The sequence below is a fragment of the Rhodococcus sp. NPDC127593 genome (assembly GCF_042671975.1).
Lineage (GTDB): Bacteria > Actinomycetota > Actinomycetes > Mycobacteriales > Mycobacteriaceae > Rhodococcus_F.
In genome coordinates, this window is the sequence record NZ_JBHXWI010000017.1 from 21954 (window position 1) to 35610 (window position 13657).

A 13657-nucleotide genomic window follows, 5' to 3' on the forward strand; every position below is an offset into this window, starting at 1 on the left:
TCAAGTGTGGGGTGCGGATCGGCTCGGAATTGCCACCCCGGGGCTATATTGACTAGAACGTGTTCTACTCACGGTGGAAGGGAGTCCCGATGGGTCAGGTTCTCGACAGAATCGAAGGCGTCGCCGAGGAGATTCGCGGGCAGGCCGTCCAGTCGGAGGCGGCCTGCCGGCTCACTGACACCGCCGCCGGCCTCCTGCGCGACTCCGGGGCGATCCGGTTGCTGCAGCCCAAGCTCTACGGCGGCTACGAGGTCCACCCCCGCGAGTTCGCCGAGACCGTCATGGGAGTCGCCGCACTCGACGGTGCGAGCGGATGGGTCACCGGGATCGTCGGCGTGCACCCGTGGGAACTGGCGTTCGCCGACCCACAGGTGCAGGAGGAGATCTGGGGCGAGGACAACGACACGTGGATGGCGTCGCCGTACGCGCCCATGGGCGTCGCGACCCCGGTCGACGGCGGGTACGTCCTGAAGGGGCGGTGGTCGTTCTCGTCCGGAACCGACCACTGCCAGTGGGCCTTCCTCGGGGCGATGGTCGGCGACGGCGAGGGCGGCATCGCGATGCCGCCCTCGTCTCTGCACGTGATTCTGCCGCGCACCGACTATCAGATCGTCGAGGACACGTGGGACGTCATCGGACTGCGCGGATCGGGAAGCAAGGACCTGATCGTCGACGGTGCGTTCGTCCCGGGCTACCGGACGTTGAACGCGTCGAAGGTGATGGACGGACGCGCGCAGAAGGAGGCGGGCAGGCCGGAGCCGCTGTTCAACATGCCGTACTCGTGCATGTTCCCGCTCGGCATCACCGCCGCCGTCATCGGCATCACCGAGGGCGCGCTGGCCTGTCACATCGCGGTGCAGAAGGACCGCGTCGCGATCACGGGCCAGAAGATCAAGGAGGATCCCTACGTGCTCAGTGCGATAGGAGAGTCCGCCGCCGAGATCGATGCGTCGCGGGTCTCCCTCATCGAGACCGCCGACCGGTTCTACGACAAGGTCGACGCGGGCAAGGAGATCACGTTCGAGGAGCGTGCGATCGGACGCCGCACCCAGATCGCCGCGGCCTGGCGTGCGGTGCGTGCCGTGGACGAGATCTTCGCGCGCGCCGGCGGTGGCGCGTTGCACTACAAGACGCCGATGCAACGGTTCTGGCGGGACGCGCATGCCGGTCTGGCGCACGCGGTCCATGTTCCCGGATCCACCAACCACGCGAGCGCGCTCACCCAGCTCGGCGGCGAACCGCAGGGGATGATGCGCGCAATGATCTGACAGCGCCGGGAGACCGAGGCGCACGCCTCGGCCTCCCGGCATCGGATCAGACTGCAGCTGCGGCGAATCCGGTCTCGAGGTCGGCGAGGATGTCGTCGATCCCCTCGATGCCGACGGCGAGCCGGACCAGTCCGGGCGTCACACCGGCGGCGAGCTGCTCCTCCGGGGTGAGCTGCGAGTGCGTCGTCGACGCGGGGTGGATCACCAGCGAGCGCACGTCGCCGATGTTCGCGACGTGGCTGTGCAGGGTGAGCGCGTTGACGAACTTCTTGCCGGCATCGACACCGCCGGCCAGTTCGAACGTTACGATCGCGCCCGGACCCTTCGGGGTGAGCTCCTGTGCGCGCTCGTGCCACTGCGAGGACGGCAGACCCGCGTAGGCCACGGACGTGACCTCCGCGCGGGCCTCGAGGAACTCGGCCACCTTCTGGGCGTTGGCGACGTGCCGCTCCACGCGCAGGCTGAGGGTCTCGATGCCCTGCGCGATGAGGAATGCGTTGAACGGGGCCACCGCGGAACCGAGGTCGCGGAGCAACTGCACGCGCGCCTTCAGCGCGTAGGCCGGGGCGCCGAGGTCCGCGAAGACGACGCCGTGGTAGCTCGGGTCCGGGGTGGTGAAGTTGCCGTGGCGGCCCTGGGTCCAGTCGAACGTGCCGCCGTCGACGATGACACCGGCGATCGCCGTGCCGTGGCCGCCGAGGTACTTGGTGGCCGAGTGCACGACGATGTCGGCGCCGTGCTTCAGCGGCTGCAGCAGGTACGGGGTGGCCACCGTGTTGTCGACGATCAGCGGGATCCCGTTGTCGTGGCCGACCTTCGAGATTCCCGGGATGTCCAGGATGTGGTTCTTCGGGTTGGCGATCGTCTCACCGTAGAACGCCTTGGTGTTCGGGCGGACGGCGCTGCGCCACTGCTCGAGGTCGTCGGGGTCCCCGACGAACGAGACCTCGATGCCGAGCTTGGGCAGCGTGTAGTGGAAGAGATTGTAGGTGCCGCCGTACAGGTACGGGCTGGAGACGATGTGGTCGCCCGCCTCCGCGAGGTTCAGCACCGCAAAGGTTTCCGCGGCTTGCCCGGAGGACAGCAGCAGTGCGGCGACGCCGCCTTCGAGGGCGGCGATGCGCTGCTCGACCGCGTCCTGCGTGGGGTTCATGATGCGGGTGTAGATGTTGCCCGGTTCCGCCAGACCGAACAGTGCGGCAGCGTGATCGGTGCTGTCGAACGTGTACGAGGTGGTCTGGTAGATCGGCAACGCCCGCGCCTTGGTGGTCGCGTCGGACGTCTGCCCGGCGTGGATCTGCTTGGTCTCGAACGACCAGTTGACGGTGGGGTCGATGCTCTCGGTCACGAGTGGTGTCCTCCGGATTCGGTAGGGTGGATGTGGTGAATCAGTTGTCGCCGGCAGCTGTTTCGACGACGGTGTGGACCGGGGTCTGATTGCGGGTCAGGTCGAGGACGGGGCAGTGCGCATCCACCGCTTCCTGCAGTTCGAGGTAGCGCTCGCGCGATTCCGGACCGGTCAGCGTCACGACGACGCGCACCTCGCCGAACCCTGCACGGACGGCGTCGTCGAAGCCGAAGAACCCGCGCACGTCGAGGTCGCCCTCCGCACGCGCCGAGATGTCGTCGACGCGGACACCGAGCTTCTCGGCCCAGAAGCGGTACGTCACCACCTGGCAGGAGAGCAGCGATGCGAGGTAGTACTCCACGGGATTGGCGGCAGAGTTGTCGCCGCCGAGCGCCGGCGGCTCGTCCACCTCGACGCTGTACTTGCCGAGCGTGACGGTGCTCGCGACGGCGTCGTGCGCCAGCGCGGAGGCGCGGAAGACGACGTGGGCGTTCGCTGAATCCTGGGAAACGGCGTCGCGGGTGGCGCCAATGACGGACGTGAGGTGCGAAACGGATGCAGTGGTCATGACAGTACGAATCCTTCGAAAACGAGGGTGTGCAGGAAGAACCCGGCGTGGACGAGGTCACGCCGGGAGGGGTCCGATCAGGAGATCGGACACCTCGAGGTACACACCAGTGCGAAATCGACATGGCGACGCCGCGTCAGCAGCTGCCCTGAGTCGATCACGCCGGATTCGGTCACGGATCAGACTGTAACCGCACGACACGCATTCCGACCAGTCCCATAGGAAATTCTGCTCACGGAGTGGGCAGCGCCCGGCACAGGGCGTCGAGAGTGGCCGAGAAACGCGCGGACGACGGCGTGCTGTAGCCGACGACGAGCCCGTCGGGCCGGTTCGCGGGACCGTCCGGATGACGGAACGTGCGCAGACCCTCCACTGCGAGCCCGAGGGCCGCGGCCCGGTCGACGGTGGCCGACTCGGTCCCGTCGGGAAGTTCGAGTACGGCGTGCAAACCGGCCGCGATGCCGGTGACGTGCACGTGTGGTGCACGGGCAGCGAGGGTTTCGACGAGGGTGTCGCGCCGACGGCGGTAGAGGGTGCGCATCCTGCGGACGTGCCGGTCGAATGCGCCCCGATCGATGAAGTCGGCCAGGGTCAGCTGGTCCGTCGCGCTGACCCATCTCTCGTATCCGCCCTTGACTGCCAGGACGCGGTCGATCAGCCGTTCCGGCAGCACCATCCATCCCACGCGGATCGCGGGGGAGAGGGTCTTGCTCACCGTGCCCAGATAGGCCACTTCATCCGGGGCCAGACCCTGCAGGGCGCCGACGGGTTGGCGGTCGTACCGGAACTCCCCGTCGTAATCGTCCTCGATCACGATCGCCCCCGTCGAGCGCGCCCATTCCACGAAAGCGGTTCTCCTGCTCGGATGGAGCGGCCCGCCGGTGGGGAATTGGTGGGCCGGCGTGAGCAATGCCGCGGAGAGTCTGTTGCCCGTCGTGTCCGGGGGTTGCGCTCCACGGTCGTCGAGTTGCAGGGGGGTGGTGGAGACGCCGGCATCGCGGAGAAGTTCACGATGCAGATGCAGGCTGTACCCTTCGACGGCGATCGGTCCCTTCACGGTGCGGGCGAGCAACCACAGTCCGTGCCCCGAGCTCGCACTGACCACGATGCGGTCGGGATCGGTGCGTACTCCCCTTGCGCGAGAGAGGTACTCGGCGAGCGCGCGACGGAGTTCGGGGCGCCCCCGCGGATCACCCGGACCGAAGGCGTCGTTGGGTGCCGCGGTGATCGCCCGGCGGGCCGACGTCATCCAGGCGGCACGCGGAAACTCCCCGACGTCGGGCGAACCGGGCATCAGGCTCAACGCCGGTCGGGGCGCGGCCGTGGAACGGGAGCGCGGACGTCGGTCGGGCCGGCCTGCCCGCTCGGCGACCCGGGTCCCCGACCCCTGCCGGGCGGTGAGCCAGCCCTCGGCCACGAGTTCGGAGTACGCCTCGGCGACGGTGTTGCGGGCGATGCCGAGGTCGAAGGCCAGCGTGCGAGACGGCGGGAGGGTGGTGCCGGCGACGAGCCGTCCCGACCGAATCGACTCGCGCAGAGCGGAAACCAGGTTTGCGCGCACCCCCGGCGTCCGTCCGCCACCGGACGCGGTGAGGTCGAGATGGAGGTCGCGGCCCAGACCTGAATTGGCCCAAGTTTCCATGCTCATATTGAACCATACAGATGGGCTATTCCGCGCCTACTGTTCTCGTATGACCACAACAGAGCGCAAGACCCGAGTCGATCTCGCCCGCAAGGCCCCCGCCGTCTACAAGGCGATGATCGCCCTCGACGCCGCCGCACGGCAGGGCCTCGACCCGGAGCTGGTCGAGCTGGTAGTCACCCGCTGCTCCCAGATCAATCACTGTGCCTGGTGCATCGACATGCACACCGCCGATGCCCGCAAGATCGGCATCAGCGAACAGAAGCTGTACCTGCTGGGCGCGTGGGAGGAGGCACACGGGCTGTACACCGACAAGGAGCGCGCCGCGTTCGCGCTCGCCGAGGCGATCACCGTGCTGACCGACGGCTTCGTCCCCGACTCGGTGTACGAGGAGGCGGAAGAGTACTTCGAGGAGACGGAACTGGCGCAGCTCATCTCGCTGGTGCTCACAATCAACGCGTGGAATCGCATCGCCGTGAGCACACGGAAGACCCCGCGGGTGCGCTGAGCGCGAGGCGAAGGCCTCGTGGTTCACGGGCCCTGCCGAGCAGGGAGCGTTCCTCGACGGACATGGCACGGTCGAATCCTGGGAGGCGGAAACGAACGCCCTGCTCGACGCGCTCGGTGCATCCCTGCAGAGCGAATCGTCCTTCGTCTGACGTCCGCTCAGGAGTTTTCTGCCGGACACGGTCGTGCAACCGCCTCCCGAACATCCAGCTGGCGCATGGGAGCGAACCGGGGGACCCCGACGGGCCACGCAGTCGTCGCTGCTGCGCGGCAGATCGAGAAGTCCGTTCCGCGCGACTGAGTCGCTCAGGCGATGTCGAGGGCGACGACCTGCGCCGATCGATGTTGCTGCGCCAGTTGACGGTAGACCGCGGCATTGGCGGCGTTGTGGGCCACCTCGTCGTCGGTGAGTTCTCGGCGAACCTTCGCGGGCACGCCGGCGACGAGTGATCGCGGCGGAATTCGGGTTCCTTCGAGTACCAGTGCGCCGGCCGCGATCAGCGACTGGCCGCCGATCACCGCGCCGTTGAGGATCGTGGCACCCATACCGACGAGGGCGCCGTCCTCCACCGTGCAGCCGTGCAGGACGGCATTGTGCCCCACGCTCACGTCCCTGCCGACTACGACGGGGAAGCCCGGGTCGACGTGAACAGCCACTCCGTCCTGGATGTTGCTTCCCTCGCCAAGGGTGATGGAATCGCAATCGGCACGCAGCACGGCGCCGTACCAGACGCTGGCCTCCGCGCCGAGGGTCGCGGCGCCGATCACCGCGGCGGTGGGCGCGACCCAGGTGGTCTTCTCCGCGCGCGGCGAACTTCCATTGATCGCAACGACGTGTGGTTCTCTCACCGTGTTCTCCTCCTGTCGAGAGCGGATTCCTGCTGCACTGCGCAGCGTCCTGTAGTCCATTGTCGTGTGGCGCGGACTCCGGGCATTGCCAATTGTGACTGCTACCGACGTGGCCGTGGCGGTGCAGACGTACCCGGAACGGAGTTTTCTCGGAGGTGCTCGACCGCGTTCGCCTTTCCGTTCGACACCCTCGGAACCGCCACACCGAGCAGGTGCTCACTCGGCCGGGGCGGTACGCATCGCGATCGTGCCGACGCCTGTCTAATGCTGACCGGCACGTCTCACGGTGTGGTGGCGGCCGCGGTGAACTTTGTGTACTTTAATCTTCATGTAATGGACTGTTGTCCAATAGTTTTCGATTCAACTGGGCGAAAAGCACTGTCACAGTGACACATGCCACAAGATCAGGTCCGTTTCGGGCGTTTCGTCGTTCTCCGCCCGTAAGGTGACGACATGTCGATCCTCGAGAACGAGAAAGCACCCCCATCCGGTGCCCCCGCCCCCGGACCGACCCTCGGCGAAAGGTTTCGAAATAACGCGCGATACGACCTACCCGCGTCGCTCGTCGTCTTCCTTGTCGCACTACCACTGTCGCTCGGCATCGCAATCGCGTCCGACGCCCCCATCATGGCGGGGCTCATCGCGGCGATCGTCGGCGGTGTGGTTGCGGGTTCCATCGGTGGCTCACCGCTCCAGGTCAGCGGTCCTGCCGCCGGATTGACCGTGGTGGTAGCGGAATTGGTCGCCACGTTCGGCTGGAAGGCCACGTGCGCGATCACCGTCGCGGCCGGATTCCTTCAAATCATCTTCGGAATCAGTAGAATTGCCCGTGCTGCCCTGGCCATCGCTCCGGTCGTCGTCCACGCCATGCTGGCGGGTATCGGAATCACGATCGCCCTCCAGCAGATTCACGTCCTCCTCGGTGGCAGCTCACACAGCTCGACCGTCGAGAACATCACTCAGCTCCCCGGACAGCTGACGTCCGCCCGGTACGGCGACGTCCTCGTGGGATCGGTGGTCATCGCCGTCCTGCTGTTCTGGAAGAAGATCCCCGGCAAGCTCCGGGTGCTCCCCGGCCCGCTGGTCGCGGTCGTCGCCGCCACCGTTCTGTCCCTGGTCTTCCCGCTCGACGTCGATCGAATTGCGTTGGACGGCTCCCTGTTCGATGCCGTGGCGCTGCCCTCGATGCCGGACGGCCCGTGGCTGGCGGTGGCCACCGGCGTACTCACGGTCGCGCTGATCGCGAGCGTCGAGAGCCTGCTGTCCGCGGTCGCCGTCGACAAAATGCACGGCGGGACGCGGTCGGAATTCAACCGTGAACTCGTCGGTCAGGGCTCGGCCAACATGATCTCGGGTCTCATCGGCGGCCTGCCGGTCACGGGTGTGATCGTGCGTAGCTCCACCAACGTCGCTGCCGGGGCACGAACCCGGGCGTCCGCCGTGCTGCACGGCGTGTGGATCCTCGTCTTCGCCGCGCTGCTGACTGCACTGGTCCAGCAGATTCCGATGGCAGCGCTCGCCGGCCTCCTCATCGTGATCGGCATCCAGCTCGTCAAACTGGCCCACCTGCGTACCGCGCGACGCACCGGCGACCTGTGGGTGTACGGCGTGACCGTGGCCGGCGTGGTCTTCCTGAACCTGCTCGAGGGCGTGATCATCGGTCTCGCACTCGCAGTGGTTCTGCTGCTGTGGCGGGTCATCCACCCCAAGATGCGGGCCGAACCCATCAGCGCCGAGGACTCCGGGCGGTGGCGCGTGACCGTCGAGGGGTCGTGCAGCTTCCTGTCCATGCCGGCATTGACGGGGCTCCTCGCGAAGGTGCCCGAGGGCGCGCACGTCACCGTGGAACTGGCGGTCGACTTCCTCGACCACGCCATGTTCGAAGCGATCGACGACTGGAAGCGTCACCACGAGCGAAACGGCGGAACGGTCGTGATCGACGCGCTCGGTCCCGTCGACATGGACGCCGTCGGTGCATCGCCGCCACGGCGCGGCATCGGCGTGGCAAGCCCCCGCGGCTTCGCCCCGTGGAAGAGCTGGCAGCCGCGGCACACCGACACCGATGAGAACACCACACCGGCGGCACTCCGACCGGTCCTCGCGGGAGTGTCGGAGTACCACCGGCGGAACGCGGCTCAGCTGCAACCGCACCTCGACGACCTGCACGACGGGCAGCGCCCCGACTCGCTGTTCCTCACCTGCTCCGATTCACGCATCGTGCCGAACGTCATCACCAGCAGCGGGCCCGGCGACCTGTTCACCGTGCGCAACGTGGGCAACCTCGTCCCGACCGGCAAACAGGACGTGTCCGTCGAGGCAGGCCTTGCCTTCGCACTCGATGAACTCGAGGTCAGCTCGGTGATCGTGTGCGGCCACTCCGGCTGCGGCGCGATGAAGGCCTTGCTCGCGAGTGCTCCGCCCGCAACCGACGGGTCCGACCGCGACGCCGTCGAACAGTGGCTGACGTTCGCGCAGCCGAGCCGGAACGCGTTCCTCAGCGGACATCCGGTAGCGCGGTCAGCGGCCGAACTCGGATTCGACGAGGTCGATCAGCTGGGCATGGTGAATGTGGCGGTCCAGGTACAGACCCTCGGGCGCCATCCCCTCGTCGGCGCGGCGGCGGCCGAGGGTCGAGTACGCGTCGCGGGAATGTTCTTCGACATTCCGTCAGCGCGCGTACTCGAGATCACCTCGACCGGTGTGTCCTACCTGGACCAGGTCCCCACATGATTCAGAGGAGATGGACCCTCTTGTAGAGGCGCTTCGACGGGCCGCCGACGAGGCCGACGCTATCGAGGAACTGCATCAACTTGGAACCGGACGTACGGACGGTGTCCTTGTAGTGCTGGTTGTTCTTGGCCTCGGCGGCGGCCCGCTTCGGGTCGAGACCGGCGTTCTCGTAGACCTCCTTGCGGATCATGCTCTTCATCACGAAGTACACGACCGCGGCGGTGTTGAGGCGCTCGATCTGGAGGCGTGCCCAGCTGGCACCCTCGATGCGGCGTCCGACCTCTTCGCGGGCGAAGCGGATGTGGCGGGCCTCTTCGAGGACGTGGATCTTGCTCACCGTGCGGGTGACGGGCTGCACCCGCTCGTCCTTCATGAAGTCGCGCTGCATCATGTCGAGGATCTCCTCGGCGGCCATCACGCTGGCGTACGCGTTGGCGCCCTTGAAGAATCCGCCCCAGATGCGTCCGAGCTTGTGGATCACGGGGTGCGGGCCGTAGCTCGGCATCCCGAAGCGCTCACCGGCGCGGGCGAACATCACCGAGTGGCGGCACTCGTCGGCCACCTCGGTGAGTGCGAACTGGACGTGGCGCGAGTGCTTGTCGCGGCCGTACACGTCGCGCAGCAGCATCTGCATGAGCAGGATCTCGAACCACAGTCCGACGCTGGAGACGCTGGCGGCCTCGTGTTTGGTGAGCTCGATCTTCTGCTCTTGGGGCATCTCGTCCCAGAGGGCCGTGCCGTAGAGCGTGCTCCATTCGGGGGTGAGACCGAACTTGTCGTCGGGAATCGGTGCTTCCCAGTCGACCTCGACCATCGGGTCGTAGGACTTGCGTGCCGACGACGCCAGCAGGCGCTGGGCGGTCTCTTCGCGGTCGGAGACGACGATCGATGCGGTCATCACTACCCCTTGATCTGTGACTAGGCGGTCAAGTAACTGTGACATTCAGTAACTGATACCGAACCTTACAGCGACGACGGTCACAGGGGCAACGTCCGCTCAGTCGACGTCGGCCAGTTCTTTCGGCGATTCGGCCTTCGGCGCGGAGCCCTTCCGCCCGGGAGCCCATACCGCGAGAAGCAGCGACGCGGCGAACAACACGCAGGCCAGCACGATGGATGCCTCGTCGAAACCCTTCAGGAACGAATCCCGAGCGAACGTCGCCAGCTGCTCGCCCTGGGGGCCGGCAACTTCGGCGACCTGCAGCGCCGCCGCCAGCGAACTGGACACCGGCTCCTTCGCGGCCTCCGGCACGGCGTCGACCGCCGGCTGCACATGTGTGCCGTACCCCGCGGCGAGGACGCTGCCCGCCAAGGCGACCCCGATGGCCGAACCGATCTCGCGCGCCGTGTCGTTGACGGCCGACGCGACACCCTGCTTCGCGTCGGGGGTGTTCTGCACAATGGCCGCTGTCGCGGGCGCCGTGCACAGTCCGATACCGAAGGCGGCCACGAGCAGCGGGCCGCACACCTCCGCGTAGCTCGAATGCGCATCGAGCCGGACCAGCAGGAGGATGCCCAGGCCGAGCAGTGCGGAGCCGGACGCGAGCAGCGGCCGGAGCCCGACGTGCGGGATGAGCATCGGCATGACCGCGGACATCGCCACGACCGGCACGGCGATGGGGGCGAGCGCCAGCGCGGACTGCAGAGGGGAGTAGTTCAGCACGAGCTGCAGGTACTGGACGACGAGGAAGAACAGGCCGAGAGAGGCCAGGAACTGCAGAAGGAGCGACATCGACCCCGAGCCGAAGGCGCGGTTGGCGAACAGCCGGACGTCGAGCAGCGGACGCTTTCTGTGCAGTTCCACGAGGGCGAACGCGGCCGCGGCGACGAGCCCGCCGACGAGCAGTCCGAGCACCACGGGATCCAGCCAGCCGCGCTGCGGCGCTTCGATGGTTCCCAGGACGAACAACCCGACCGCGGCGGCGATCAGCCCGGTGCCGGGCAGGTCGAGTGGTGGTCGTTCCGTCTCCCGGGACGAGGAGATGGTGAAGCCCGTGACGAAGATCAGGGCGGACACCACGGTGAGACTGATGAAGATGGCGTGCCACGACCACTTCTCGAGCAGGAGTCCGGAGACGAGCAGGCCCGCGATTGCGCCGGACCCCGCGACGCCCGACCAGATGCCCACGGCCCGACCCCGGTGTGCGGGCGGAAAACCGGCGGTGAGCAGCGACAATGTCGCGGGCATCACGAGGGCGGCACCGACGCCCGCTATCGCCCGGGAACCGATGATCCACTCGGGTGTGTCGTTGATGATGGGAATCGCGGTGGCAACGCCGAAGATCAACAGCCCGGCCATGAGCAGCCCACGCCGGCCGTACCGGTCGCCGAGCGCGCCCGCCGGAAGCAGCAGGGCGGCCAGGGTCAGGGTGTAGCCGTCGACGATCCACGTGAGCTGGCTCTGGCTGGCACCGGTGTCGCGCGCGAGGTCGGGGAGCGCGGTGTTGAGTGCCGCCATTGCCGCGACGACGAGGGCGACAGCGCAGCACGAGACCGTCAGCATCCAGAGCTGTCGAAGGGTCCAGCCGGTGGTGTTGCTCTGTTCGGTGTCCTGCGGTGGTGCGGAGTCCCGAGAGCGCACGATGTAGTCCCTCCATGGAAGTAACGAGACTGTCAGTATCGTTGGTAGACTGACAGTTCACAAGAGGTCGGGCAGTGGCAGGAACGGGCGGTGCAGATGACCGAGCAGGATCCCCGCAGGCAGCGCTCTCGCGCGAGACTTCTCGACGCCGCGACAACTCTTCTCGCGAAGGGTGGCACCGACGCCGTCACGATCGACGCCGTCACCAAGCTGGCGAATGTGGCTCGGGCCACGCTCTACCGGCATTTCGACAACGGCACCGAACTGGTCGCCGCGGCCTTCGGGCGGCTGATCCCACCCGCGCCGACAGTGCCCGCCGAAGGCGACCTCCGCGACCGGCTGGTCGAGTTGATGGTCAGTCAGGCGAAACTCATCGAGAGTGCGCCCATGAACGTGACGGCCATGTGCTGGCTCGGAATGGGCCCCGCGTTGGACGACTACTCGAGCGCGGCCGCTGCCGAGTCGGACAAACCGGAACTGCGGACCCTGAGGCAGACCATCGTCGAGCAGTATCGGGCGGCGTTCGACCAGGTCTTCGGAACACCCCAGGCGGCCGAACGCCTCGGCGAATTCGACTACGACCTCGCTCTCGCGCAACTCATAGGACCGCTCGTCTTCACCCGGCTCGCCACCCTCACCCCGCTGGGACGCGCCGCGTGTGAGCAGATCGTCGACGACTTCCTCGCCGCACGCGCAGCCCAGGTCGAAGCCGGTGCCGGCACGCCGACGCTGCTCGAGATACCGCCTGCTCAGGCGTTATGACGTCGACAGTTCAGCGAGTCGTCACTACCGTGGCGGTGCGCGCGGCACCCGATGCCGCGCATGTCGTATGAATGGTGTGGGAAGGTTTCTCGATGATCACTGATGCACTCAACTGGCTCCTCGGTGCGTGGGGCGGCGTCGCCGCCGGCAGCAGCGGATACTCCATCCCGCCCGGAACCCTTCCCTTCGGAAGCTGACGGTCGTCAGGCGTCCCGGTTACGGCGCAGCACGAACTGTTCGAGCCTACGTATCCCTCGAACGCGTCGTGGGCGTAGCTGCTTGAGGTAGTAGCCGGGAGCGTCGGCGAGTTCGTGGGCGAGCTCCTCGTCGATCAGCACCGTGCCGGGACGCGCCGAACCGGTGAGTCGCGCCGCGGTGTTGACCACGGAGCCGTAGAGGTCGCCGAACCGGACGAGAACCGGACCCATCGCGAGACCGACCCGCAGTTCGGGGTCCGTCTCGTCCGGCAGAACCTGCTCCTGCAGCTGCAGGGCGATCTCCGCCGCATCGGCCGGCGACTCGACGGCGAACATCACCTCGTCGCCGACCGTCTTCACCACCCATCCCTGATGCCGGCCGATGACGGACGTCGACGCCGACTCGAATCGTTCCAGAAGGTCGCTCAACTCCCGGGCGCCGAGCTGACGGGTCAACGACGTGTACCCGACGATGTCCGCGAAGCCGACCACCAGTTTCCGGCTCGCGACCTCCTCACCGGGGTTCCCCACGTTGCGTCCGGTGGTCGAGGCGACATGCCTCCGCCACACATAAGCCTGCAGCGACTCGACCGCCGGAAGGATCTCGGCGGTGAGTTCGCGCACCTGCTCCCGGATGGCCTGCTCGTCGCTGCCCGCCGAGTCCGCGAGCTGATCGACGATGTGGGTGCTGATCAGCGACACCTGCCATTCGGCGAGCCGCGACAGCGACTGACCGAGAGCGCGGGCCGCCGCCACTTCGCGTTCCGGTGAGATGATCCCCCGTTCGACGAGCGACGCCATGGTGCGCAGCGCGGCGGCGTCGCCCTCGGTGAACATGACGCTGTCCGGGTCGATGTCGACCGCGAAACCCATCGACACCCACAGGCGGTCCGCCCGCTCGAGTGATACACCCGCGACGTCGGCGATCTCGGCCCGCGTGAAGCGGCGGGGCCCGCCCAGAAGCGACTCCTCGAGATCGGCCTGGACGTCCCGGAGCAGGCTCGGCGAGATCTCCGTCGTCGCTACGGCCTCTCCGCCGTTGTCGGATGATTCCGAGGTCACGTCGTTCCTCTCGATACGTTCGATGCACGCGCTGTCGCTCGTGCGTCCATCGCCCTCAATCTGCCACTGTGCGAGCCCGTCCGATGCGAAAACGTCGGTGGCGTGTGCGAGAGTTGCGGTGCTCACGAGCGTAACCAGGAGAC

At 67.3% G+C, this 13657-nt stretch carries 11 protein-coding genes; 4 read left to right on the forward strand and 7 right to left on the reverse strand.

Annotated elements, in window-relative coordinates:
- Positions 1–89: 89 nt before the first annotated feature.
- A complete protein-coding gene (locus tag ACFVJ3_RS17565; RefSeq protein WP_378453238.1) occupies positions 90–1268 on the forward strand; it encodes a hydroxylase in 1179 nt (392 codons plus the stop codon).
- A 46-nt stretch (positions 1269–1314) separates the two neighbouring features.
- Here the strand turns inward: ACFVJ3_RS17565 and ACFVJ3_RS17570 are convergent, their stop codons facing one another.
- The 3 genes from ACFVJ3_RS17570 to ACFVJ3_RS17580 form a co-directional block, all read right to left on the reverse strand.
- A complete protein-coding gene (locus ACFVJ3_RS17570) occupies positions 1315–2616 on the reverse strand; it encodes a bifunctional o-acetylhomoserine/o-acetylserine sulfhydrylase (RefSeq protein ID WP_378453239.1) in 1302 nt (433 codons plus the stop codon).
- Between the two features lie 40 nt (positions 2617–2656).
- A complete protein-coding gene (locus ACFVJ3_RS17575; RefSeq protein WP_378453240.1) occupies positions 2657–3184 on the reverse strand; it encodes an OsmC family protein in 528 nt (175 codons plus the stop codon).
- Positions 3185–3416: 232 nt separating this feature from the next.
- A complete protein-coding gene (locus ACFVJ3_RS17580; RefSeq protein WP_378453314.1) occupies positions 3417–4826 on the reverse strand; it encodes a PLP-dependent aminotransferase family protein in 1410 nt (469 codons plus the stop codon).
- A 49-nt stretch (positions 4827–4875) separates the two neighbouring features.
- On the opposite strand from ACFVJ3_RS17580, the gene ACFVJ3_RS17585 reads away from it, so the two are divergent.
- Entirely contained in the window at positions 4876–5334 is a 459-nt protein-coding gene (locus ACFVJ3_RS17585) for a carboxymuconolactone decarboxylase family protein (RefSeq protein WP_164065663.1), read from the forward strand.
- A gap of 305 nt (positions 5335–5639) precedes the next feature.
- Here ACFVJ3_RS17585 and ACFVJ3_RS17590 read toward each other — a convergent pair whose 3' ends face one another.
- Positions 5640–6182 (reverse strand): gamma carbonic anhydrase family protein, encoded by a 543-nt coding sequence (locus ACFVJ3_RS17590; protein ID WP_378453241.1) that lies wholly within the window; start codon positions 6180–6182, stop codon positions 5640–5642.
- Positions 6183–6635: 453 nt separating this feature from the next.
- Between ACFVJ3_RS17590 and ACFVJ3_RS17595 the strand changes: the two genes are divergently transcribed.
- Positions 6636–8912, forward strand: a complete 2277-nt coding sequence (locus ACFVJ3_RS17595; protein ID WP_378453242.1) for a SulP family inorganic anion transporter — start codon at positions 6636–6638, stop codon at positions 8910–8912.
- Between the two features lies 1 nt (position 8913).
- Here the strand turns inward: ACFVJ3_RS17595 and ACFVJ3_RS17600 are convergent, their stop codons facing one another.
- Together ACFVJ3_RS17600 and ACFVJ3_RS17605 are read right to left on the reverse strand one after the other, a co-directional pair.
- The gene (locus tag ACFVJ3_RS17600; protein WP_378453243.1) at positions 8914–9810 is read right to left on the reverse strand and encodes a diiron oxygenase; all 897 of its coding nucleotides are present in this window, start codon (positions 9808–9810) and stop codon (positions 8914–8916) included.
- A gap of 99 nt (positions 9811–9909) precedes the next feature.
- On the reverse strand, positions 9910–11493 hold the full coding sequence (locus ACFVJ3_RS17605) for an MFS transporter (protein WP_378453244.1): 1584 nt from the start codon (positions 11491–11493) through the stop codon (positions 9910–9912).
- A gap of 90 nt (positions 11494–11583) precedes the next feature.
- Between ACFVJ3_RS17605 and ACFVJ3_RS17610 the strand changes: the two genes are divergently transcribed.
- Positions 11584–12255, forward strand: a complete 672-nt coding sequence (locus ACFVJ3_RS17610) for a TetR/AcrR family transcriptional regulator (protein WP_378453245.1) — start codon at positions 11584–11586, stop codon at positions 12253–12255.
- Positions 12256–12458: 203 nt separating this feature from the next.
- Here ACFVJ3_RS17610 and ACFVJ3_RS17615 read toward each other — a convergent pair whose 3' ends face one another.
- Entirely contained in the window at positions 12459–13514 is a 1056-nt protein-coding gene (locus ACFVJ3_RS17615; protein WP_378453246.1) for an adenylate/guanylate cyclase domain-containing protein, read from the reverse strand.
- Positions 13515–13657 lie beyond the last annotated feature (143 nt).